The sequence below is a fragment of the Variovorax sp. GW823-FHT02B07 genome (genome assembly GCF_058797695.1).
Genome location: NZ_JBXAJX010000002.1, coordinates 531,141 through 551,354, shown reverse-complemented (window position 1 = coordinate 551,354; position 20,214 = coordinate 531,141). Strand labels below are relative to the sequence as shown.

Sequence of the window (20,214 nt, the reverse complement as noted above, 5' to 3'; positions counted from 1 at the left end):
CGGCGCATCCTCCTCGTTGGAACGAGGGCATTCTCGTCGCTCAACGTGACCGTTGCATACGCCGCAAGGCGGGCCATTCGAGGTTGGTGAAGGCGCGCAGCACCCACTCCACCGGGCCGTACGCAAAGCGTGCCAGCCACCAGCGGCTGACCAGCATCTGCGCGCCGAAGATGCCGAAGGCGACCATGAGGCTCATGAACGGCCCGAGCTCGCCGATGAGCCGCAGCCCATACGCCAGGAAGAGCCACGCGCACACCGCCGACTGCAGCAGGTAGTTCGACAGCGCCATGCGCCCCGCCGGTGCGAGCGCCTGCGCCAGCCAGCCGCCCCAGCGCGACTGGAACAGCAGCATCATCGCGCCCACATACGTCGCCGTGAGCAGCGGCGAGGTGAAGACGCCGACCGCCAGGCCGAGCACGTCCCAGCGCGAGCCCGGCACGACGGACGCGGTCCACGCATACACGGCCGCGCCCGGCAGCCCCAGCACCAGGCCGGGCACCAGCAGGCGCTTGAACAGCGGGCGGTAGCGGTCGGCCCGCGCGAACAGGTTGCGGCGGCCCTCGATGACGCCCGCGAAGAACATCGCCAGCGCCATCGGCGCCTGCACCAGCCCGAGCACGATCCACACCTGCGACAGCTCGCGCAGGTGCTGGCGGATGACCGTCGCCGCCGTGCCGCGGTAGGCCGCGAGTGCCGAAGCCGCGTCGGCCCTCGCGGTGCGAAGAACGTCTTCGGTCGCCGGGCCGCCCAGCATCGCGAGCATGCCGATGGCACCCCACACCATCGCGGTCGCCAGCACCAGCCGCAGCGCCCAGCGCGCCAGCACCGCGTCGCTCTGGTGGCGCAGCGCCAGCAGCACGGCGCCGAGCACCGCGTAGGTCGTGAGGATGTCGCCATGGAACAGCAGCACCGCATGCAGCGCGCCGATGCACCACAGCGCCACCAGCCGGCGCGCCAGGCGCGGCACGAAGGGCTTGCCGCTGCGCTGCGCCGACTGCATCTGCAGCGTGAAGCTGTAGCCGAACAGGAACGAGAACAGCAGGTAGAACTTGGTCTCGAACAGGAACGCGACGGCAAAGGCCGCCACGCGGTCCAGCCCCGAACGCATCATCGGGTCGGGCAGCGGCTGGCCGTAGTACGGCGAGGCAAAGGCCGCGATGTTCACGACCAGGATGCCCAAGAGCGCAAAGCCGCGCAACGCATCGACGAGCGACTGGCGCTCGCCGGCTACTGGAGTGGGGTTCATGCGCCCCGCCCCGGCTTTGCGAGAAAGCGGCCCACCACGCGCCGCAGCATCGGCGCCTCGCGCGCGGGGTCGAAGCCCGTGTCGAGCGCCAGGCGCGAGAACACGCCGTCGATGAGCGCGGCGATCCAGTTGGCCGATTGCACGGGGTCGAGCTCGGGGTCGATCTGCCCGCGCGCCGCGGCCTTGCGCAGCAGGGCCGCGAGGCCGTCGCGCATTTCGGTGTCGCCCGCGGCCACGCTGGCGCAGACCACCGGGTTGCGCAGGGTCTCGGCCGCCACCTCCAGCGCCAGCCGCGAGTAGCTGCGGTCGGAGGCGAAGACCATCACCACGTCGAGGAAAGACAGCACCACCTCCAGCGGGTCGGCCGGGTCGTCGTCGATCGCGGCGAAGTACGCGGCCGTGTCGCGCCACTCCTCCTCGGCCAGGGCCTCGATGATCGCGTTCTTGCTGGGAAAGTAATGAAAGAGATTGCCCGGGCTCATGCCCGCGGCGGTGCAGATCTCGGCGGTGGTGGTGGCATGAAAGCCGCGCCGCGCAAAGCAGTCGCCCGCGGCCTCCAGGATCTGGCGGCGCTTGGCCTGCTGGCGTTCGGGGTCAACTTTGCGCACGGTGGTTCTCGCGGAATTCGGTCATTCCCGAATTATTAGACCGAGCGCTCGATCTATTCTGAAGGAAGCCTGAAGAAACCCTTCAGGCAGCGCGCGTGGCCGCAATGCCCCGGATGGTGTCCAGCAGCAGCCGCGCGCCCTCGCCCGTCTCGCTGCCGCGCCGCACGGTCACGCCCACCGGGCCTTCGGTGCTCGCCGTGTCGATGGCCACGCGCTGGAGTTCGCCGCGCGCCACGAAGCCTTCCACCGCGCCCTGCGGCGCAAACCACACGGCGTCGGAGCGCTGCAGCAGGCCCACCGCAAAGCTGGTGTCGGTCGCCTCCACCAACCGGGCCGGCAGCGCCAGCCCCTGCGCGATGAGGAAGGCGTCGGCCGTGTGCCGGATCAGCGTGCCCGACACCGGCAGCACCAGCGGGTAGGCGGCCAGCGCGTCGAGCGTGGGCTTGCGCCGTGACGCCAGCGGATGGCCGGGCCGCACCACCAGCAGCAGCACCTCGCTGTACAGCTGCTCGAAGGCCAGGTCGGCCATGGCCGAGGCCTGCGCCAGCCGGCCGAGCACGAGGTCGATTTCGCCCTGGCGCAGCTGCGTCATGAGCTGCGCGTTGGTGCCGCTCACCACACGCACGCGCATCGCCGGGTGCGCCGCATGCAGCCGCGCGACCGCCTCGGGCAGCAGGTGCGCCGCCATGTTCGGCAAGGCGCCGACCGCCACGCGCAGCTGGTCGGCCTCGGGCTGGTCCATCGCCAGGCCCAGGCCTTCGCGCAGGCCGCGCAGCGCCGACACCGCATGGCGCACCAGCACCTCGGCGGCCGGCGTGAGCTCCACGCCGCGGCGGCGGCGCAGCAGCAACTGGCGGCCCACGATCTCTTCGAGCTCGGCCACCGTCTTCGACACCGCCGGCTGCGTGAGCGACAGCGCCTCGGCCGCGCGCACCAGGTTGCGCTCCTGCGCCACCATGACGAGGCATTGCAGATGGCGCATCTTCAGGCGCTCAAAGTTCATGGCTGACATGCGGTTCTCCTCGAAGCCGGTGGGGCGACGTGCTTTCAAATATAACCAGAGGGAATAGCTGGCGGAAGAGACTTCAGTTGTGCCGCGCCGCGCAGCCTTCTAGAGTGCCGTGGATACGGAGACAGACACAGCAGCCATGACCACGATTTCTTCCTCGAAACCTTCCTCTTCCTTTGGCGCGCGCCGCCGCCTCACGCTCGCCGCCGCCTGCGCCGCAGTGGCCCTCGGCCTCGCCGCCCCGGCCGCGCAAGCCCAGGCGAGCTACCCCGCCAAGCCCGTGAAGTTCCTCGTCAACTTCCCCGCCGGCGGCCCCATCGACATCCTCGGGCGCGCGCTGGCCGACGCGCTGCAGAAAGACCTGAAGCAGCCCTTCGTGGTCGACAACCGCCCCGGCGCGGGCGGCAACATCGGCGCCGACGCCGTGGCCAAGAGCCCGGCCGACGGCTACACCGTGCTGCTGGGCATCGACAGCACCTTCACCGTCAACCCGCACCTGTACGCATCGATGCCCTTCGCGGCCAAAGACCTCAAGCCGCTGATGATCTTCAGTTCGTCGGGCCTGAGCTTCACCACCGCCGCCTCGGTGAAGGCCAAGACGCTGCCCGACTTCATCGCGCAGGCCAAGGCCGAGCCCGCCACCTTCAGTTCGGCCGGCAACGGCAGCCCGGGCCACATTGCCGCCGAGATCTTCGCGAGCGCCACGGGCGCGAAGATCGTGCACGTGCCCTACAAGGGCAACGCCCCGGCCGTGATGGCCATGCTCGGCAACGAGGTGCAGGCCGGCATCGTCGCCACGCCCGGCGTGCTGCCGCAGATCCAGGGCGGCAAGCTGCGCGCCCTGGCCGTCACCGGCCGCCAGCGCGCGCCGCTGCTGCCCGAGGTGCCCACCGTCGGCGAGTTGGGCCTGAAAGACCTGGAGTTCGAAGTGCTCTACCTCGCCATGGTGCCGGCCGCCACGCCCGAGCCCGTGATGCAGACCCTGCGCCAGGCGCTGCACAAGGCGCTGGCCCTGCCCGAACTCAAGGCCCGCCTGGCCTCGCTCGACATGGTGCCGCTGGCCGAAACCGATGCCGCCGCCGCCACGCGCCTGGCCACGGCGCAGGCGCGCTACGGCCGCATCGTCAAGGCGACCGGGATGAAGGTGGACTGACGGCCTTGCCGCTGCGCGCCGTGTTGCTCTTCTTGCCCTGGCCTGCAGCCGCCGCCGCGTGGCGCCCCCGGTCGGCCTTGGGCAGCACCGCCTGCGCCACCATGGTTTCGGCGTGCGCCTGCAGCCGGTGCAGCGCGTCGTCGAAGCGCGCGGCATCGTCTGCGTCGAGCGTGCCCATCAGCTCGGCGTTGATGCGCGTCACCAGCGGAAACAGCTCGTCGTACAGCGCCTGCCCCGACGCCGTGAGGCCCAGCCGCACCTGCCGCCGGTCGCCCGCCAGCGCCGTGCGCGACACCAGCCGCTTGGCCACCAGCGAGCCCACCGCCTTCGAGGTGCGCGCCCGGTCCAGCTGCGCATGCTCGGCCAGTTGCGACGAGCCCAGCTCGCCCCGGCTGGCCAGCACCGCGATCAGCCGCCACTCGCGCCGCGTGATGCCGAAGCGGCCTTCGCACAGCCGGATCACCATGCTGCCCGCCACCGCGAGCAGGCGCGACAGCCGGTACAGCAGCAGGTCGTCCAGCGGGCGGCGCGGCGGGGTGGCGGCGTCTTCGGCAGTCATGGGCGGGGTCTCGAAAGGCCGGGTAAATCCGGGCGATGGTTGATTTGATCAATCGAATGTAGCGTCTCCAGAATCGTCCGCAGCCGCGGCCACCCGCCCGGCCACGCACAGACCCTGCCGAACGCCGAACGAGACCCCGGAGAGATTGACGATGCCCCAGCTTCCCGACCCGACCCGCCGCCGCACCCTGACCACCCTTGGCGGGCTGGCCCTTGCCCCCCTTGCATCCTTCGCACCGCTTGCGTTCGCGCAGCAGCAACCCGCCGCCTTCACCCCCGGCCAGCCGATCAAGGTGCTCATCGGCGTGCCCGCCGGCGGCACACAGGACGTGCTGACCCGCGCCATTGCCCACCAGGTGCGCGATTCGCTCGGCCCGCTCATCATCGACAACCGCTCGGGCGCGGCCGGCCGCATTGCCGTGGAGGCCGTGAAGACCGCGGCGCCCGACGGCCACACCCTGCTGCTGGGCACCGCGAGCATGATGACCATGTTCCCCAGCGCCTACCGCAACCTGTCGTACGACCCGATCAAGGACTTCGTGCCGCTGGTGAACGCCGCGCGCTTCGAACTGGCGCTCACCGTGCACAAGGACGTGCCCGCCAACACCCTGGCCGAGTTCATCACCTGGGCCAAGGCGCAGGGCGACAAGGTGAGCTTCGGCTCGTACGGCGCCGGCACGCCTTCGCACTTCCTGGGCGAAATGCTCAACCGCGCGGCCGGCCTGAAGATGGTGCACGTGCCCTACCGCGGCTCCACGCCCGCGCGCCAGGACGTGATGGGCGGCACCGTGCCCGTGTACTTCGACACCATCGGCGGCGCGCAGCAGATGCTGCCCACCGGCCGCGTGAAAGTGCTGGCCACCAGCGGCGACAAGCGCTCGCCGCTCATGCCGCAGCTGCCCAGCTTCGTGGAGAGCGGCTACAAGGACGTGGTGGCCACCGCATGGTTCGCCTACTACGCGCCGCTGAAGACGCCGCCCGCCACCGCCGAGAAACTGCGCACCGAAATCATCCGCGCCGTGAACAGCCGCGACGTGCGCCAGCTGCTGCTGCAGAACGGCATGTACCCCGTGGCCGACGGCCCCGAGGCGCTCGTGAAGACCATGCGCGAAGACATGGCCCGCTGGGCCGGCATCATGAAGGCCGTGAACTTCCAGGCCAACGACTGACCGACCGATCGACAACAAGGACACACCCTTCATGATCCCGCGCGCCCTCCCCGCTTTCGCTTCTTCCTTCAACCCGGCACGCCGCCGCCTCGCCACCGTGCTGGCCATGGCCGGCCTCGTGGCGGCCATCGCCGCCCCCACGCTCGCACGCGCGCAGGCCGCCCAAGCCGCACTCGACAGCCCGCTGCGCATCGTCGTCGGCTACGCGCCCGGCGGCGCCACCGACCGCGTGGCGCGCATCGTGGGCGACAAGCTCACGGCCCAGCTCGGCGTGCCCGTGATCGTCGACAACAAGCCCGGCGCGGGCGGCCGCCTGGCCGCGCAGCAGGCCAAGGCCACGCCCGCCAACCAGAACGTGCTGATGCTCGCCAACCCCGCCGTGATGGTGGTGGCGCCCCTCGTCTTCAAGGACAACGGCTACGACGCCGAGCGCGACTTCGTGCCCGTGTCGCACGTCAACGCCTACGACTTTGCGCTGGCCGTGTCGCCCACCCTGCCCGTGCGCGAGCTGAACCATTTGCTCGCATGGATGCGCGCCAACCCGCAGCAGGCCAACGTGGGCGTGCCCGCCACCGGCAGCCTGCCGCACTTCTTCGGCCTCATGGTGGGCGAGAAGGCCAAGGTGCAGACCCAGGTGATCGGCTACCGCGGCTCCGCCCCGCTGCTGAATGACCTGATCGGTGGCCAGGTGCCCATTGCCGTCGACACCGAAGACGTCGTGCTGCCGCAGCACACCGCCGGCAAGCTGCGCATCCTGGCGCTGTCGGGCGAAAAGCGCTCGCCCTTCGCGCCGAATATTCCCACCTTCAAGGAAGCCGGCCTCGACCTCGCCGCCACCGGCTGGAACACCTTCTTCGCGCCGGCCAGCATGCCCAAGGAGAAAGTCGAACGCCTGGCCACCACCATCCACGCCGTGATGCAAGACCCCGACACCCAACGCAAGTTCAAGGACGCCGGCATGACGCCGGTGGTGAGCACCCAGGCGCAGACCGCCGCGATGCTCAAGGCCTACAAGGCGCAATGGGCGCCCGTGGTGCAGAAATCCGGCTACCAGCCCTGATCGAAAAACCTCTCAGCGACTTATGACGACACGCAGCAGCACCCGCCCCAACATCATCTTCATCGTGGCCGACGACCTCGGCTATGCCGACCTCGGCTGCTACGGTGGCCGCGAGGCGCCTTTTGGCCGCGTGTCGCCCGTGCTCGACGGCCTGGCCGCCAACGGTTTGAAGCTCACGCAGGGCTACTCGAACTCGCCCGTGTGCTCGCCCACGCGCTTCGCGATGATCACCGCGCGGTATCAGTACCGCCTGCGCGGCGCGGCCGAAGAGCCCATCAACAGCCGAAGCCGCGGCAGCACCACGCTGGGCCTGCCCACCGAGCACCCCACCCTGCCGTCGCTGCTGAAAGACAGCGGCTACAAGACCGCGCTCATCGGCAAGTGGCACCTGGGCTACCCGCCCAGCTTCGGCCCGCTGCGCTCGGGGTATGAAGAATTCTTCGGCCCCATGTCGGGCGGTGTCGACTACTTCACCCACTGCGACTCGGCCGGCCGCCACGACCTCTGGTACGGCGAAGAAGAGCACAAGGACGACGAGGGCTACCTGACCGACGTGCTGTCCAAGCGCGCCGTCGACTACGTCGAACGCATGGCCACGCAAGAGGCGCCCTTCTTCCTGAGCCTGCACTACACCGCCCCCCACTGGCCGTGGGAAACCCGCGACGACGCCGACAAGGCGCCGCTCGTGAAGGACAACCTGTTCGACCTGTCGGGCGGCAACATCCATGTGTACCGCCGCATGATCCATCACATGGACGAGGGCATCGGCTGGATCATGGCCGCGCTCGAAAAGCACGGCATGGCCGACAACACCCTCGTCGTGTTCACCAGCGACAACGGCGGCGAGCGCTTCTCGGACAACTGGCCGCTCGTCGGCGGCAAGATGGACCTGACCGAAGGCGGCATCCGCGTGCCATGGATTGCGCACTGGCCGAAGGTGATCGCCAAGGGCGGCGAGAGCACCCAGCTGTGCATGACCATGGACTGGTCAGCCACCATGCTCGACGCCGCCGGCGTGAAGGCCGACGCGGCGTACCCGCTCGACGGCGTGTCGCTGATGCCCGTGCTGAAAGACGCCACCCACACCTTCCGCCGCCCCCTGCACTGGCGCATGAACCACCGCGGCCAGGAAGCCATGCGCGACGGCGACTGGAAGTACCTGAAGGTCGACGGCAACGAGTACCTGTTCAACATTCCGGCCGATGAGCGCGAACGCGCGAACCTGGGGAAGAAGGAGCCGCAGCGGCTGGAGGCGATGCGGGCGCAGTGGCAGGCGTGGAATGCAACCATGCCGGGGATTCCGGAGGATGCGACTGTGAGCCTTGGGTATTCGGTTAAGGATATGCCGCAGAGGTGAGGAGTTTTGACTTATTCGACTTGTCGTAGTCAACCTGCGACAAATCAAACAAAAAAACATCAACCTCTACACATCGGTTTTTCCAACCCCTTGACAAAAATGGTGTGCTTGGACGCGCGCTCCAAATGTGGGGTCCCAGTTTCTAAATCAATCACGACCGTGCCAGCGCAGGACCGACCGTCGTCTAAGCCAGCAGAAAACGGCAGGCTGCCTGGAGCCTGCTTGACCGTTTTCGAGTGACAGTTCTTTGAAATCTGAGTGCACGCAACATAGGCTTGGTTTTTCGAACAAACGCTGGCAACTATCTCAGGGCGAGGATTTCCATGCTTCTCCCTTCCATTTGAAAATATTACTGTTGCAGGTTTGACCGTATCCATCAATCGATGCGCAAACTCGGCGGTAGCGTCTGTGCCAGGTCGCCCCCCGTGATGAGGAAAAACAAGCGTAGACGCCTCCATCTCTTGACTGCTGGAAATCATCTCTTCCAGAGTTTGCTCCTCCATATCGGCGGCGAGTAATGCCTTGTGCCCATTTTTATGTGAAACGCGCACAACTACGCTATGAGAGTTTGCGGATATTTTTTTTCCACCCTCGTCTTTTGCTCCAACACCGCCCAATGTATTAAATGCGTTCGGAGATAATGCATCTAAGGTGAGATTTTTCCCCACCCATAAATCTATGGATCCACGAAAAACACCGACTCGAAGGCTAATTTTCCCTTGATTATATTGAGATTGCAATACGGCTCGCACGTCTCGCCAGATCTTGGTATCTTTTTCCGCATCAGCATTCAACGCAACAAGCTTGACCTTAATTTTTTCGGACGTTAAGAGGCCAATGACCCCTGCCAGATGATCATCATCTGTATGGGAGATTAGGATCAAATCGACTTCTGAAATTCCGGCAGTCGCGAGGTAAATTGATGCATACGGGCCTTTTCCAGCATCAACAACACCTACAACACCATCATCCAAAAGAATGGTGCAATTTCCATGCCCAACATCAAGCACCGCGAGTTGCGAACTCATAACGCCTTCCAATTCGAAAAATACAACTCCGTCACGTCTTCAGCACCCGTATTTACTTCAGCCGTAACTCTGGATTCGCCTTTTTCTTTGAGTTCTTTTTGAATTTCCTTCACGTGCAAAAATCGTTTTGCTTTAACTCTAATTTTCACCCCGATATGTGGATCCCAGTTTGGAACCACAACATTCAAGTTGTATGAGTCACCACTCCCTTCAAAACCTTCAATTCGAACCAAAGTTCTGATTGGTTTTCTTCTCGTCACAAACTCGCCTTTGTATTCTCCAACGCAAAGAAGAAAGGCTTCCACCACCGAACTCGGCTCAAGCGACTCAGAAGATACGGTTTTGGGTATAAATCGTCTTTGCCCATCCAAAGACAACGGAGTGTAATGGCTGGAAATAATAAATGGGATTTGCCTCTGATATGCTGCTTCACCATAGACGTCACCGTTATGCGGAGAGTATTTCGTACTATTCAATTGATAATCGAAAATTATCCCATCCGTATACGAATCAATAGAGCTAAAAAGGCTATCGATATCTTTGATTGGAGCAGACACGTCAATTGCCTCCAACCCCATATCTCTGACAGTTTCCGAGTAGGCATCCCTCACCAACGGATCGTCATCTATCACATGGATTCGTTTAATTCTTTTATCCAGAACCATCACGGACATGTCACCTCCCTAAGATTGGTATATCTATTAAAAACTCTGCTCCGCCAAGTGAGCCATTTGCTGAAGCAGTCACATCTCCTCCAAGATCTCGAACTGTATCTCGAACGATGGTCAGCCCAAGCCCAGTGCCTTCACTGGAAGACGTGATACCAGGCAACCAAATCTCATTAACTTTTAAATCCTGAATGCCAGGACCGGTGTCTGCCACAGTTATGTAACACCTTGATCCGCTGACTACCGTTTGAATTCTTATTAATCGATGATCCGTTGCCGCTCGTCGAAATGCATCAACAGAGTTATTAATTAGATTAGCAAGAACCGACTCAAATGCGGCTTCGCTAGCATATATATATGGATTTTCTTGGGATAAATTCAGATCCACCTGAGTATCTCTGCCGCGCCAAAATGGCCCCATTAAATCAACAAGAGATTTAATCGTTTCATGCAAATCAACTTTACCGATTTTTCTCTTTTCCGACTTAATCAACCCCAGAGTTGCTGCTCCAAGAGTACTTAGCGCACCAACAGAAATTGATATTTTCTCGATCGGATTCAGTAGTCTCGGCCGCTCTTCAATTTTAAGAATTTCATTTACTCTACGCTGTAACGTCTTCAAGTTTAGCGTGATGACTTTCAGCGGATTCCCTTGGCTTTCGTGCGCAAACGTCGCCGCGGTGATTCCTGCCGTACTCAAAGTGCGATAGAGTTGTATTTCCTTGCGCAGCGCATCGGCTTCTCGATCCCGAGAAGAGGCATATTTTTTGAACGCGATTTCAACCGTTGCACGAGAGTCGTTAGGAACCTTCAGCAGCGCTGCGGTAAACGCATCCTTCTCCGATTTTGCGGCTTCCTCAGCTTGTTTTCTCTCAACTGCTCTTCGTTGCTCTGCTTGTGTTAGCCGCCACTTTGCTAACCATTCCAATGCATCCAAGGCAAAACTTGTTAACTCGACGAAGGTGTCGTCCTCGATAAATCCAGATCGATCTGTTTTTTGTATTAGCTTGTATTCGCCGCGGCTCTTCAGAACTACGCGTCCGATTGAATTGTTTGTGCTCGGTCTTTCCTCAGGGCTTCGCGCTCGGGAGAGATTTATTTGCAGCCAATCATTTCCTGGGTCCCCATAGGGAGCGACTCGGACACTGTCTTGATATATATGGACGCCACCAAAATGGTTGAGCCATTGGCGGATTTCACTGACACGGGACTTTCTCCCTTGCATGAAATTTCCGGATTTCAGAAGAAATGTCCACAAATCAAATTGGCAAGACGGGGCACGATAGGGCTCCTTTGGGTCTCCTCTCTTTATCTCCAGATGGCTAGCCGAAGCCAATTCTTCCCCGCGCCAATCTAGAAGACTCACTTTCGCCTGCCCATGCGAATCTATAGTTGCAGAGAGATGAAAATCAGCCTCATCAAAATACTTCTTTCGTACGAGCCTCTCGATGTCGGCGAAATCTGCGCTCTCGAGCTCAACCTGAAATCCTGCTGTACTGTCGCCAAAGGGATCCGTGAGAAGAATGAGTGATCTGGCGAGCTTTCTTACCTCCTCAGCCCTAACTGCTGCCCTTAGCGAACGAAGCTCAATAACAGTTCCGTGCCCGCTGCTTGTCTTTTTTTCTGTATTTATTGATAAACTGACATCTTCAACAGCAGAGGCCTGTTCAAATTTGCTCCAATCAATATGCAGCGAATGAATGCTTCTAGGAGAGCCTTTCTTTACAGATGAAAGAAAAACTTCTTTACCTAGTCGGAGTGCTGCGAGTCTCCCCAAACCTTTGCTACCGGCAGGAGTTCGCCCTAAATCCGTCGTTACATCCGAATTTTTCTCTGACTTCCCCAAGACCAACCACGAATCCCTGATGGAATTTTGATCCATCCCATTGCCGTTGTCAGATACTCGAATTGTGCCGCCCACTGCACTAGTGTCGAACAATTCAATTTTGCATGTTTTCGCATCGGCATCGTAAGCATTTTTCACCAACTCCAAAATGCTCTGATCAAATGTCTGATTAAGCTCTTCCCCGAGTCTAGCGAGAATTCTAGGGGAGAACTTTAGTTTGGCAGCTTGCATTGGCTATATCTTCCCAGTTACTCAACGGAGCGGACTTCAAAGCTTCAGTAGTGAGATGTCTGCAGCGAAGCTGATCATTAATGTGGTTTGTCATCTCCTGACTATCCAACACCTTTACCAGCTTTAGACAATCCTCGACGGACTCGCTTTTTGGCGAAGCAACAATCAAATGATTTTCCACTGCAATTAACTCAGGCCCAGTAACCACGGTGCAAATTACTCTTCTCTTATCGGCTGGATTTGAGGTGCGCCTTATGGCAACAAAGGGAGTTTTAAAACAACTCCCATCAAATCGCCTTTTCGCCGTGACTACTGTTTCGCCATTGGCAGGAGCATTGCCGACCTGCAAATAGGGCTTCCACCCCCCCTTGTTTCCTTTGTGCCTATGTGGAACAACGGAGCCAACTTTGATGGAAAAAAAGTCACTTACCGTGGCGTGACGGGCAATGATTTCGAGTGACTCATTACTTTCTCGCAAAACTCCATTGAAATCATATCGAGCAATAAAAACGTCTACGTCCGTCCTTTTTTCAAAACGACCATATACTTTCATAGTCGAAAGACTTGCACGCGCAGAAATCATCTCCCGCCATCGCTTGTACCTAGTGCCACCTCGCAACACATCTGGAAGAATCGCGACCACCACCTGACCATCTCGACGATGAAGAATAACTTTTTCTAAGAAAATAGCGGCGAGCTGCGTTTTTCCAGCACTCCAAGCACAGTTTGGATCAGCATCTTTGTGGCCGAATGGTGGATTCACTAGGATACAGTCAAAGCCATTGCTTACCGCCGGATTGCTCAAGTAATCGAGCTGGAAAATATTCTTAAATAGATTTTTGATCTTTACATCAAAAGATTCTGACAAAACTCCGTGTCTATTTTTCGCAAGCAAGGCCAGTCGCCATTTAGTGGCGTCAACGAATGCCTGATGCAAATCTGTTCCACCCAGCCTCTCCCCCCAGGCATCTAGCGTTTCCTGAAGATTTTCTTGCAAGGGCAGAAGCTTTGCCGCAGCAATTAACAGGTCACCAGCCCCACAAGCGGGGTCAAATATTTTTGCCCCACCATTTATTAAGTCCAATGCCAACTCAGCAGTTTCTTGGGCCAATGCATGGCCGCTAAAAAAAATCCCGTCCTTTGCTCGGATCGACTTTGGAATTTTTGTGTACACCTCATCTGCAGCAGCCCCGTCAAGTAGTCGTCGAACTTCTTGATCAATTGTGGTGGCCTGAACCGAATTCTTTACTAGTGCCACGAAGGGCAGATAGAAGCTGTCAGGGGATAGCAGAGCAGATGACATTTTTAATTAAAATCGACGTTTTGCCCGAATTGTAGGCAACGAAGGGAAGTGTAAGTTGTGCGCTACCGATTTTTTTCCCATCATCACCTGCCTTTCAACGGCCATTCTTGCTCCTAAGCCAGCCTATGCCTTGGATAAATTGGTGCGATGCAAGAACTGGTACCAGCACTAAGTTGAAGCTCGAAGTCTGGCTCGAGGCCCCACGCAGACCGGGTCGACACGCGTCTCCTGTCGCAGTTAAGGACATGCGCGGATGAAGCATCAGTAGTCACAACGGCGCGGGGACCGAGTTGCAGGCTCCCTACCCCCTCCCACTCTCCCCCAACAACCTCTCCGCCTCCCTAGCCAGATCCGCTGCAATCCACAGCATGTGATCCCGGTGTTTCTCCCCCGCTTCCTCGAACCACCCGTTGCCGTCGCCGTAGCAGCACCACAGCAGGGAGTTCAGTTGGGCCAGTTTGATTTCGAGGAGGTCTCGGGCGTCTTCGCCCGTGGGGGTGGACGAAGGGGTCGCGCCGCGTGTGCGGCGGGGAGATTGGGGCGTGGAACGCCCGGCCATAATTCGATCAGCCATTTGGTGTGCTTTCCTGAAAAGTTGTGCACGTCATGTGGTCAGACGGTCAGGGTGTTCACGCACCCTGGCCGTCGCCTTTTGTGCCTCACATTCGTGTCGCCGCTTCACAAAGAGGCATCGACACCCGCCGTGAGGCAAGGCGGTTCATTCGCTCGCACGAATCAATCGATCGATCAATCAATGAATGTCTGGGAAGAAGGCGTTCCTTTCACGGGGTTCGTCGGCCGCTACAGCGGGCCGTCTTGTCGCGGGGGCATTCACTGTAGAGAAGCGAAGCCGCGCAAGAGAAAAGAATTCGTCGACGATTTCTCGAATCGACGAGATATCTGAGGTGCCCCGGTTTTTCTGCTTCGCCGGAGGCGAGACGAGGCGAAGCAAGGTTCGGCTCGGGGCCGGCCGCCAGCTAGTGCGCGTGCGTAGCGCGCTCGGCTTCGCTGTCGTGGTGGTCCTGGCTGACACCTCGCGCCGGCAGCGCGTCGGCCGCCAGCGCAAGGAAGAGCGCAAGGAGCAGCCACAGCGCCACGTCGCTCAACCGGTAGAGGTTCTTGCGAAAGCGCTTGGTGCGGCGGATCACGGCGTGCCTCCCAGGGCGGCCGTGCGGGCGTTGTCGTTCAACGCCAGAAGAAGACCAAGCCCCATGCGGTGGACCGCATCCACCGCAAGGGCCGCGTCGCCCACGTCAGCCATGGGGCATGAGGTGGTACAGCTCCGGCAGAAAGCCGCCGGGCGCGGTGAGGCGCGACTTGAGCCGCACGACCAGGTGCAGGTCGTCCACCAGATGGAGGTCGCCGCCGCGGTTGGTGAGCTGCAGCTTCACGGCCAGCAGGCCCTGCAGCTTGGCGCGGTGCCATTCGGCGGCGTCGGCGATCTGTGCGCGCGTCATGGCCGCGATGCCGATGCCGTGTTCCAGTTCGGCCGCGCGCAGGCAGGCCACGACGCGGTCGACGCTTTTCAGCGTGCCCTCGATCACCTCCAGGCAACGCTCGGCCAGCCGCGTGGGCTCGTCGGCGGAGTTGCCGTACACGAAGGCCTCGTAGGGACGGGGCGCGCGCTTGGAATCGCGAGGCATGGGCTGTGGGCCGGCGTTGCGGCTCAGCGCGGCAGCAGGTCCAGGCACTGGCGGCGGCGCCACACGGCGCTGCGCACGGCCTGGCTGTCGTCGAACACGACCTTGTACTGGCACACGAGGTAGTTGGCCGACTGGGGCATCTGGAACTTGAAGTGGTAGTCCCACTCGGTGCCGAGCGCGCCGCGCTGCTGCTTCAGTGCCTGCCCGAGCACGGCGAGCACCTGGGCCTGGTTGAGGCCGGGCTTGATCTCGCGAAAGCGCTCGGGCCGCGACACGACGCCGTCGCGCAGAAAGGGCTCCTTGAAGTCGGGGCGGCGCGCCTCGACGTCGCGGTAGTCCAGCTTGTCGGGGTTGCTCACGGGGTCCACGGGGTTGTCGCGGGCCACCGCAGGAGCGGCGGCGCCGAGCAGCGCGGCGGCGAGCACGAAGGCGGCAGCGGCGGGGGATGCGTGCGGGGTGGTTTTCATGGCTAGCGTCCTCTTGGGTCGGATGGGTGACGGATGGGTTTGCTGGGAGAGATCGGCGCGCGGGTCAGCGCTCGCGCATGGCTTCGCGCGCCTTGTTCAGCGGCTTGGTCAGGTAGTCCCACACGGTCTTGCGGCCGGTGCGGATGTCGGCGGTGGTCACCATGCCGGGCACGATGGGCATGCGGCGGCCGGCCTTGTCGGTGAGTGCGTCGGAGTCGGTGCGCACGAGCACGGGGTAGTACACGATCTCGGGCTTGACCTCGTCGCGCTGGGTGTCGGGCGCGATGGTCACCACGCGGCCCTTGAGGCCGCCGTACACGGCGTAGTCGTAGGCGGTGATCTTGATCTGCGCCTCCTGCCCGGGCCGCATGAAGGCAATGTCGCGCGGCGAGATGCGCGCCTCGACCAGCAGCTGGTCGTCCAGTGGCACCAAGGTCAGCAGCGACCCGTTGGGCGGCACGACGCCGCCGATGGTGGTGACCTGCAAGCTCTTGACGATGCCGCGCACGGGCGAATTCAAGGTGAGCCGCTCGAGCGAATCGGCACGCCCGCGCACCACGGACGACAACGACTTCACCTCGGCATCGGCCTTGGCGAGTTCTTCGCGGCTGCGCACCATGTAGTTGGCGCGCGCCTCGGCAATCTTCAGCTCCAGGTCGGCGGCCTGGCGTTGCAGGCGGATGAGCTCGACGTTGCTGGCCGCGCCGCTCACCTGCAGCGAACGGGTGATGTCGAGCTCCTTGCGCACGAGCGCGAGCGCCTGGCCCAGGCCGGAGACGGTGTCGCGCAGGCTGCCCTGGCGCGAGCGGAAGAGCGCGCTTTCAGAGTCGACCAGCTGCGCGTAGGCCTTCAGCTCGGCGGGGAACTGCAGGCTGCCCTGCCCTTGCACCTCGGCGCGCAAGCGCACGCTGCTGGCCAGTGCGGCGCGGTAGCGCGCGGCGGTTTCTTCCACGTTCGATTCGCCGCGCGTGGGGTCGAGCTGCGCGAGCACCTGGCCCTTCTCGACGATCTGGCCTTCGTGCACGCGCAGCTCGGCCAGGATGCCGCCTTCGAGCGACTGGATGCGCTGCTCACGCGAGCTGGGAATCACCTTGCCCATGCCGCTGGACACCTCGTCGATCTCGAAGACCCAGGCCCACACGAAGAAGGCGAGCAGAAAGAGCGCGATGAACCACACGACGCGCGCGGAGCCGCTGGCGCGGGCTTCGTCGAAGTCGTCGGCGCCGCCGGGGCCCCACACGGTGGCGGTGGATACGGTGGGTGCCTGCGCGGCGGCCTGCACCTGCGCCTTGGTCAATGTCACGGCGTTCATGCCTGCCCCTCCTTGCTGCGGCCTGCGGAGGCCATCGCCTCGCGCGAGGCGACCGCGCCCTGGCGCAACCGCGCCATCACCTGGTCGCGCGAGCCGTCGAGCACGACGGCGCCGCCGTCCACCACGAGGATGCGGTCGACCGCTTCGAGCACGGCGGGGCGGTGCGTGGCCAGCACCAGCGTGCGGCCGGCGGGCAGCGCCCGCAGGTGTTCGATCACTTCACGCTCGGCCACTTCGTCGAGCGAGGCGGTGGGCTCGTCGAGCAGCAGCACGCCGGGGCGGCGCAGCAGGAGCCGCGCGAGCAGCAGGCTCTGGCGCTGTCCTCCCGAGAGGCCGCGCCCGCCTTCGAGCAGCGGATGGTCCAGCCCGGTGGGCAGGCGGCGCACGAAGGCCCAGGCGCCGGTGGCCTGCAGGGCCGCCACCAGTTCGGCGTCGGTGGCGTGGGGCGTGCCCATCTGCAGGTTCTCGCGCAGGGTGCCGTGGAACAGGCGCGCGTCCTGCGCGAGCAAGCCGACGTCGCGGCGCACGTCGGCGGGGTCGATGTGGGCCATCGATACGCCGTCGAGCAGCACGCTGCCCGCACGCGGCTCAAGGAGGCCCGACAGCGCCTGCAGCAGCGTCGACTTGCCCGCGCCGTTGCGCCCGAGCACGGCAATGCGTTCGCCGGCGCCGATGTGCAGCGCCTTCACGTGCAGCGCGGTGGTCTGGCCGTCGTGGCTGAAGACGGCGTCGCGCAGCGTGTAGTCGCCCTGCACGGCGGGCCGGTGCACGCGGGTCTCGTGGGGCGGGTGGTCGACCGGCAGCTTCATGAGCTGGTCGAGCGCCTCGCCGGCCACCTTGGCCTGCTGCCAGCGGTTGAGCACCTGCGTCACGCCGGCCAGCGGCGCGAGCATGCGGGTCGACAGGATCGATGCGGCCACGAGCACGCCGGTGCTCATGTGGCCGTCCATCACCAGCGGCGCGCCGAAGAACACGACGAAGGCGAAGGCGGCGCCCTGCACGGTCTGCGTCCAGTTGCTCAGGGTGTTGAGCAGCGCGCGCAGTTGCAGGCCCGAGTCGGCGTTGACGGCGTTGTAGTGGTTCCACTGGTTCTGGAAGCGCGGCTCGGCCTGCAGCCCCTTGATGTCGTCGATGCCCTGCACGGCCTCGACCAGCATGGCGTTGCGCAGCGACGACTCGCGCATGCCCGTCTGGGCCAGCGCGCGCAGGCGCGGCTGCGCCAGCAGGCTGGGCACGATCAGCAACACGCACGCGGCCAGCGGCACCAGCACGAGCCAGCCGGCAATGAACCAGAACAGCACGCAGAACACGAAGAAGAACGGCAGGTCGGCCACGGCCGCCACGGTGGTCGACGTGAGCATTTCGCGCACGGGCTCCAGCTCGCGCAGCTGCGAGATGAAGGTGCCGGTGGCGCGCGGGCGCGCCGAGCCGCGCACGCGCAGCGCGTGACCGAACACGCGGTCCGAAATGCGCAGGTCGGCGCGCTTGCCCACCACGTCGGTGATGCGCATGCGCGCGCCGCGCATGACCCAGCTGAACGCGATCGACAGCAACACGCCGCCGAACAGCACATGCAGCGTGGGCAGCGACTGCGCGGGCACGACGCGGTCGTACACCTGCATGGAGAACAGCGTGCCGGCCAGCGCCATGAGGTTGTAGGCCAGCGACGCGACGAGGATGTGGGCGTAGGGCCGCCAGTCGGCCAGCACGATCTGGCGCAGCCAGTGCGGCTCCACCGGGCGGATGTAGGCGTCCACGCGCGAGTCGGGCGCCGATTGCGCGGGCCGCAGCACGGCCATGGCTTCGAGCGCGGGTTGCAGCTCGTCCACGGTGCAGACGGTTTCCGCGCCCTGGTCGCCACCCAGCATCACGCGCAGGCCCTGCGCCGAGATGGCGGTGACCACGGCCACCTGCCCGTCGCGCAGCTGCAGCACCACGGGCAGGCGCCAGGGGCTCAGGGCGTCCAGGCGCGGCGCGACCTGGCGCACGGTGAGCCCGGCCTGGCGAGCCATCTGGCGCACGCGCTCGCCGATGTCTTCGTGGTCGCTCCATGCGGCGGCGCCGCGGATGCGCTCGCGCGAGGTGTCGAGGTGGTAGTGGGCGGCCACGGCCAGCACGGCGTCGACCCAGCCGGCGAGCAGCTCGGGGCCGCGCGCGGCGGACAGTTCGGGCACGGTGGTGGCGGTCATGGCTGGCCTCCGGCGACGAGCTCGCCCGCATCGACCAGCCCGAAGGCCTCGCGCAGGCGGCCCGACTGGTACAGACACTCGACCGCGAGCCGCTGCACCTCGTGCGCGCTCTCGGCCTGCTCGAAGCGCGCGCCGTGAAACTCCTGCTCGGCATTGAGCAGGTCGAGCAGCGAGCGCGTGCCCAGCTGCAGGTACTGCTCGCGGTACAGGTCGCGCGTGCGCTGCGTGCTGTGCACGCGCGCGGCAAGCACGGGCAGGCGCTGCGCGTGGCCTTGCGACTGCACGCGCGCGTCTTCGAGCCGCTGGCGCACGCTGAGTTCGGCGTAGCCCAGCGCGGCCTCGGCCGCCTCGACGGCGTGCGCGGCGGCGCGCTGGCGGGCCTGGCTGCGCCCGCCTTCGTACAGCGGCGCGCTGAAGTTGACGGTGAACGTGCTTTCGTTGGCGGACTGGCCGGCGGGCCGCGCGCCCGATTCGAGCCCCCGGTTGACGGCGGCGTTGAGCGACAGCGTGGGCAGCAGCTGCGCATCGGCACCGCGCAGCGCGGCCTGCGCCATGTCGCGCTCGGCCTGCGCCATCTGCACGGTCGGCGCGGGCAAAGCCGTCTGCGGCAGCGCGGCGCAGGCGCTCGCGAGTGGCGCAGGCGCTTCGCCGGCGATGCCGGCCGGCGCGCGGCCCTGGGTCAGGTGCATGAGGTTGAGGCGCCAGCGCTCGGCCTGCGACGCGGTGTTGAGTTGCTGGGCGCGCGCGGCTTCCAGGCGCGACTGCGCCTGTGCCACGTCGGACTGGCTGGTGGCGCCCTTGGCCTGGCGCTCGCCCACGAGGCCGGCCAGCGACTGCACGCCCTTCACCTGGGCCTGCGCGATCTCGCCGAGCGCCTGCTGGCGATGCACTTCGATCCATGCCTGCGCGGTGTCGCGCACCACGTCGTCGACCGCCACGAGCAGCTTGGCGCGCGCGGCCGTGGCCGAGGCTTCGGCCTCGCTCACGGCGCTCGACACCTTGCCGAAGTCGTACAGCAGCTGCGTCACCGACAGCGAGGCCTGGTGCACCTGGCGGCGACCGTCGGCCTGCAGCTGGCGATTGCCCGTGCGCGCGCTGACGCCAGCGCTGACCTGCGGGTAGTAGCCCGAACGCGCGGCCGCAATGCCCTCGCCCGCCTGCAGTGCCTGGCCGACGGCGTTGCGCACGGTCGGGTGCGAGGTGGCGGCCAGGCGCACGGCCTCGGCCATGCCCAGCGGGGTGGCGGTGCTCGCTTGCGCAAGCGCCGCCGATCCGGCGAGCAGGAAGAAAAGGCCCGCGGCAGCAGACGAAAGATGACGGGAAGCAAGCATGCGTGAAGACGTGCAGACCACCAGATGCCGACGCCG

General features: G+C 63.9%; 18 protein-coding genes. 4 read left to right on the top strand and 14 right to left on the bottom strand.

Going from position 1 to position 20,214, the window contains the following annotated elements; translation table 11 throughout:
- Positions 1-40 precede the first annotated feature (40 nt).
- The 3 genes from AC1RGU_RS13780 to pcaQ all read right to left on the bottom strand — a co-directional run bounded on the left by AC1RGU_RS13780 (position 41) and on the right by pcaQ (position 2,866).
- Positions 41-1,246 carry a DUF418 domain-containing protein gene (locus AC1RGU_RS13780; RefSeq protein ID WP_095949135.1) on the bottom strand — a complete coding sequence of 402 codons (1,206 nt, stop codon included), beginning with the start codon at positions 1,244-1,246 and terminating at the stop codon, positions 41-43.
- The gene (locus AC1RGU_RS13775) at positions 1,243-1,854 is read right to left on the bottom strand and encodes a TetR/AcrR family transcriptional regulator (protein ID WP_070063172.1); all 612 of its coding nucleotides are present in this window, start codon (positions 1,852-1,854) and stop codon (positions 1,243-1,245) included. Before AC1RGU_RS13775 ends, AC1RGU_RS13780 begins: the two co-directional genes overlap by 4 nt.
- 82 nt (positions 1,855-1,936) lie before the next feature.
- Positions 1,937-2,866: a pca operon transcription factor PcaQ gene (gene pcaQ, locus AC1RGU_RS13770; protein WP_159276039.1), complete on the bottom strand. Its 930-nt coding sequence runs from the start codon at positions 2,864-2,866 to the stop codon at positions 1,937-1,939.
- A gap of 136 nt (positions 2,867-3,002) precedes the next feature.
- On the opposite strand from pcaQ, the gene AC1RGU_RS13765 reads away from it, so the two are divergent.
- Positions 3,003-4,016, top strand: a complete 1,014-nt coding sequence (locus tag AC1RGU_RS13765) for a tripartite tricarboxylate transporter substrate binding protein (protein WP_492696575.1) — start codon at positions 3,003-3,005, stop codon at positions 4,014-4,016.
- Here the strand turns inward: AC1RGU_RS13765 and AC1RGU_RS13760 are convergent.
- On the bottom strand, positions 3,988-4,575 hold the full coding sequence (locus AC1RGU_RS13760; protein ID WP_492696574.1) for a MarR family winged helix-turn-helix transcriptional regulator: 588 nt from the start codon (positions 4,573-4,575) through the stop codon (positions 3,988-3,990). The two genes, AC1RGU_RS13765 and AC1RGU_RS13760, sit on opposite strands and share 29 nt — an antisense overlap.
- Before the next feature lie 151 nt (positions 4,576-4,726).
- Here AC1RGU_RS13760 and AC1RGU_RS13755 point away from each other — a divergent pair, with 151 nt between their 5' ends.
- From AC1RGU_RS13755 to AC1RGU_RS13745, 3 genes are all read left to right on the top strand, one after another.
- The gene (locus tag AC1RGU_RS13755; protein WP_492696573.1) at positions 4,727-5,743 is read left to right on the top strand and encodes a Bug family tripartite tricarboxylate transporter substrate binding protein; all 1,017 of its coding nucleotides are present in this window, start codon (positions 4,727-4,729) and stop codon (positions 5,741-5,743) included.
- 106 nt (positions 5,744-5,849) lie between these two features.
- Positions 5,850-6,803, top strand: a complete 954-nt coding sequence (locus tag AC1RGU_RS13750; protein ID WP_492697084.1) for a Bug family tripartite tricarboxylate transporter substrate binding protein — start codon at positions 5,850-5,852, stop codon at positions 6,801-6,803.
- A 22-nt stretch (positions 6,804-6,825) separates the two neighbouring features.
- A complete protein-coding gene (locus AC1RGU_RS13745; protein WP_139704500.1) occupies positions 6,826-8,160 on the top strand; it encodes a sulfatase family protein in 1,335 nt (444 codons plus the stop codon).
- Positions 8,161-8,219: 59 nt separating this feature from the next.
- Here AC1RGU_RS13745 and AC1RGU_RS13740 read toward each other — a convergent pair whose 3' ends face one another.
- The 10 genes from AC1RGU_RS13740 to AC1RGU_RS13695 all read right to left on the bottom strand — a co-directional run bounded on the left by AC1RGU_RS13740 (position 8,220) and on the right by AC1RGU_RS13695 (position 20,178).
- Positions 8,220-9,188, bottom strand: coding sequence for a ComEC/Rec2 family competence protein (locus AC1RGU_RS13740; RefSeq protein WP_492696572.1), 969 nt, complete (start codon positions 9,186-9,188; stop codon positions 8,220-8,222).
- Positions 9,185-9,862 carry a hypothetical protein gene (locus AC1RGU_RS13735; protein ID WP_492696571.1) on the bottom strand — a complete coding sequence of 226 codons (678 nt, stop codon included), beginning with the start codon at positions 9,860-9,862 and terminating at the stop codon, positions 9,185-9,187. Before AC1RGU_RS13735 ends, AC1RGU_RS13740 begins: the two co-directional genes overlap by 4 nt.
- Position 9,863: 1 nt before the next feature.
- A complete protein-coding gene (locus AC1RGU_RS13730) occupies positions 9,864-11,933 on the bottom strand; it encodes a sensor histidine kinase (protein ID WP_492696570.1) in 2,070 nt (689 codons plus the stop codon).
- A complete protein-coding gene (locus AC1RGU_RS13725; RefSeq protein WP_492739320.1) occupies positions 11,902-13,236 on the bottom strand; it encodes an N-6 DNA methylase in 1,335 nt (444 codons plus the stop codon). Before AC1RGU_RS13725 ends, AC1RGU_RS13730 begins: the two co-directional genes overlap by 32 nt.
- A 977-nt stretch (positions 13,237-14,213) precedes the next feature.
- Positions 14,214-14,384 (bottom strand): hypothetical protein, encoded by a 171-nt coding sequence (locus AC1RGU_RS13720; RefSeq protein ID WP_157627413.1) that lies wholly within the window; start codon positions 14,382-14,384, stop codon positions 14,214-14,216.
- 105 nt (positions 14,385-14,489) lie between these two features.
- Positions 14,490-14,879 carry a hypothetical protein gene (locus AC1RGU_RS13715; RefSeq protein ID WP_139140430.1) on the bottom strand — a complete coding sequence of 130 codons (390 nt, stop codon included), beginning with the start codon at positions 14,877-14,879 and terminating at the stop codon, positions 14,490-14,492.
- A 23-nt stretch (positions 14,880-14,902) separates the two neighbouring features.
- Positions 14,903-15,346, bottom strand: a complete 444-nt coding sequence (gene bamE, locus AC1RGU_RS13710) for an outer membrane protein assembly factor BamE domain-containing protein (RefSeq protein WP_062479197.1) — start codon at positions 15,344-15,346, stop codon at positions 14,903-14,905.
- Between the two features lie 64 nt (positions 15,347-15,410).
- Positions 15,411-16,658 (bottom strand): beta-barrel domain-containing protein, encoded by a 1,248-nt coding sequence (locus tag AC1RGU_RS13705; protein WP_492696568.1) that lies wholly within the window; start codon positions 16,656-16,658, stop codon positions 15,411-15,413.
- Complete coding sequence (locus AC1RGU_RS13700; protein WP_492696567.1) at positions 16,655-18,847, bottom strand: type I secretion system permease/ATPase; 2,193 nt, start codon at positions 18,845-18,847, stop codon at positions 16,655-16,657. Before AC1RGU_RS13700 ends, AC1RGU_RS13705 begins: the two co-directional genes overlap by 4 nt.
- Entirely contained in the window at positions 18,844-20,178 is a 1,335-nt protein-coding gene (locus AC1RGU_RS13695) for a TolC family outer membrane protein (RefSeq protein ID WP_492696566.1), read from the bottom strand. Before AC1RGU_RS13695 ends, AC1RGU_RS13700 begins: the two co-directional genes overlap by 4 nt.
- Positions 20,179-20,214 lie beyond the last annotated feature (36 nt).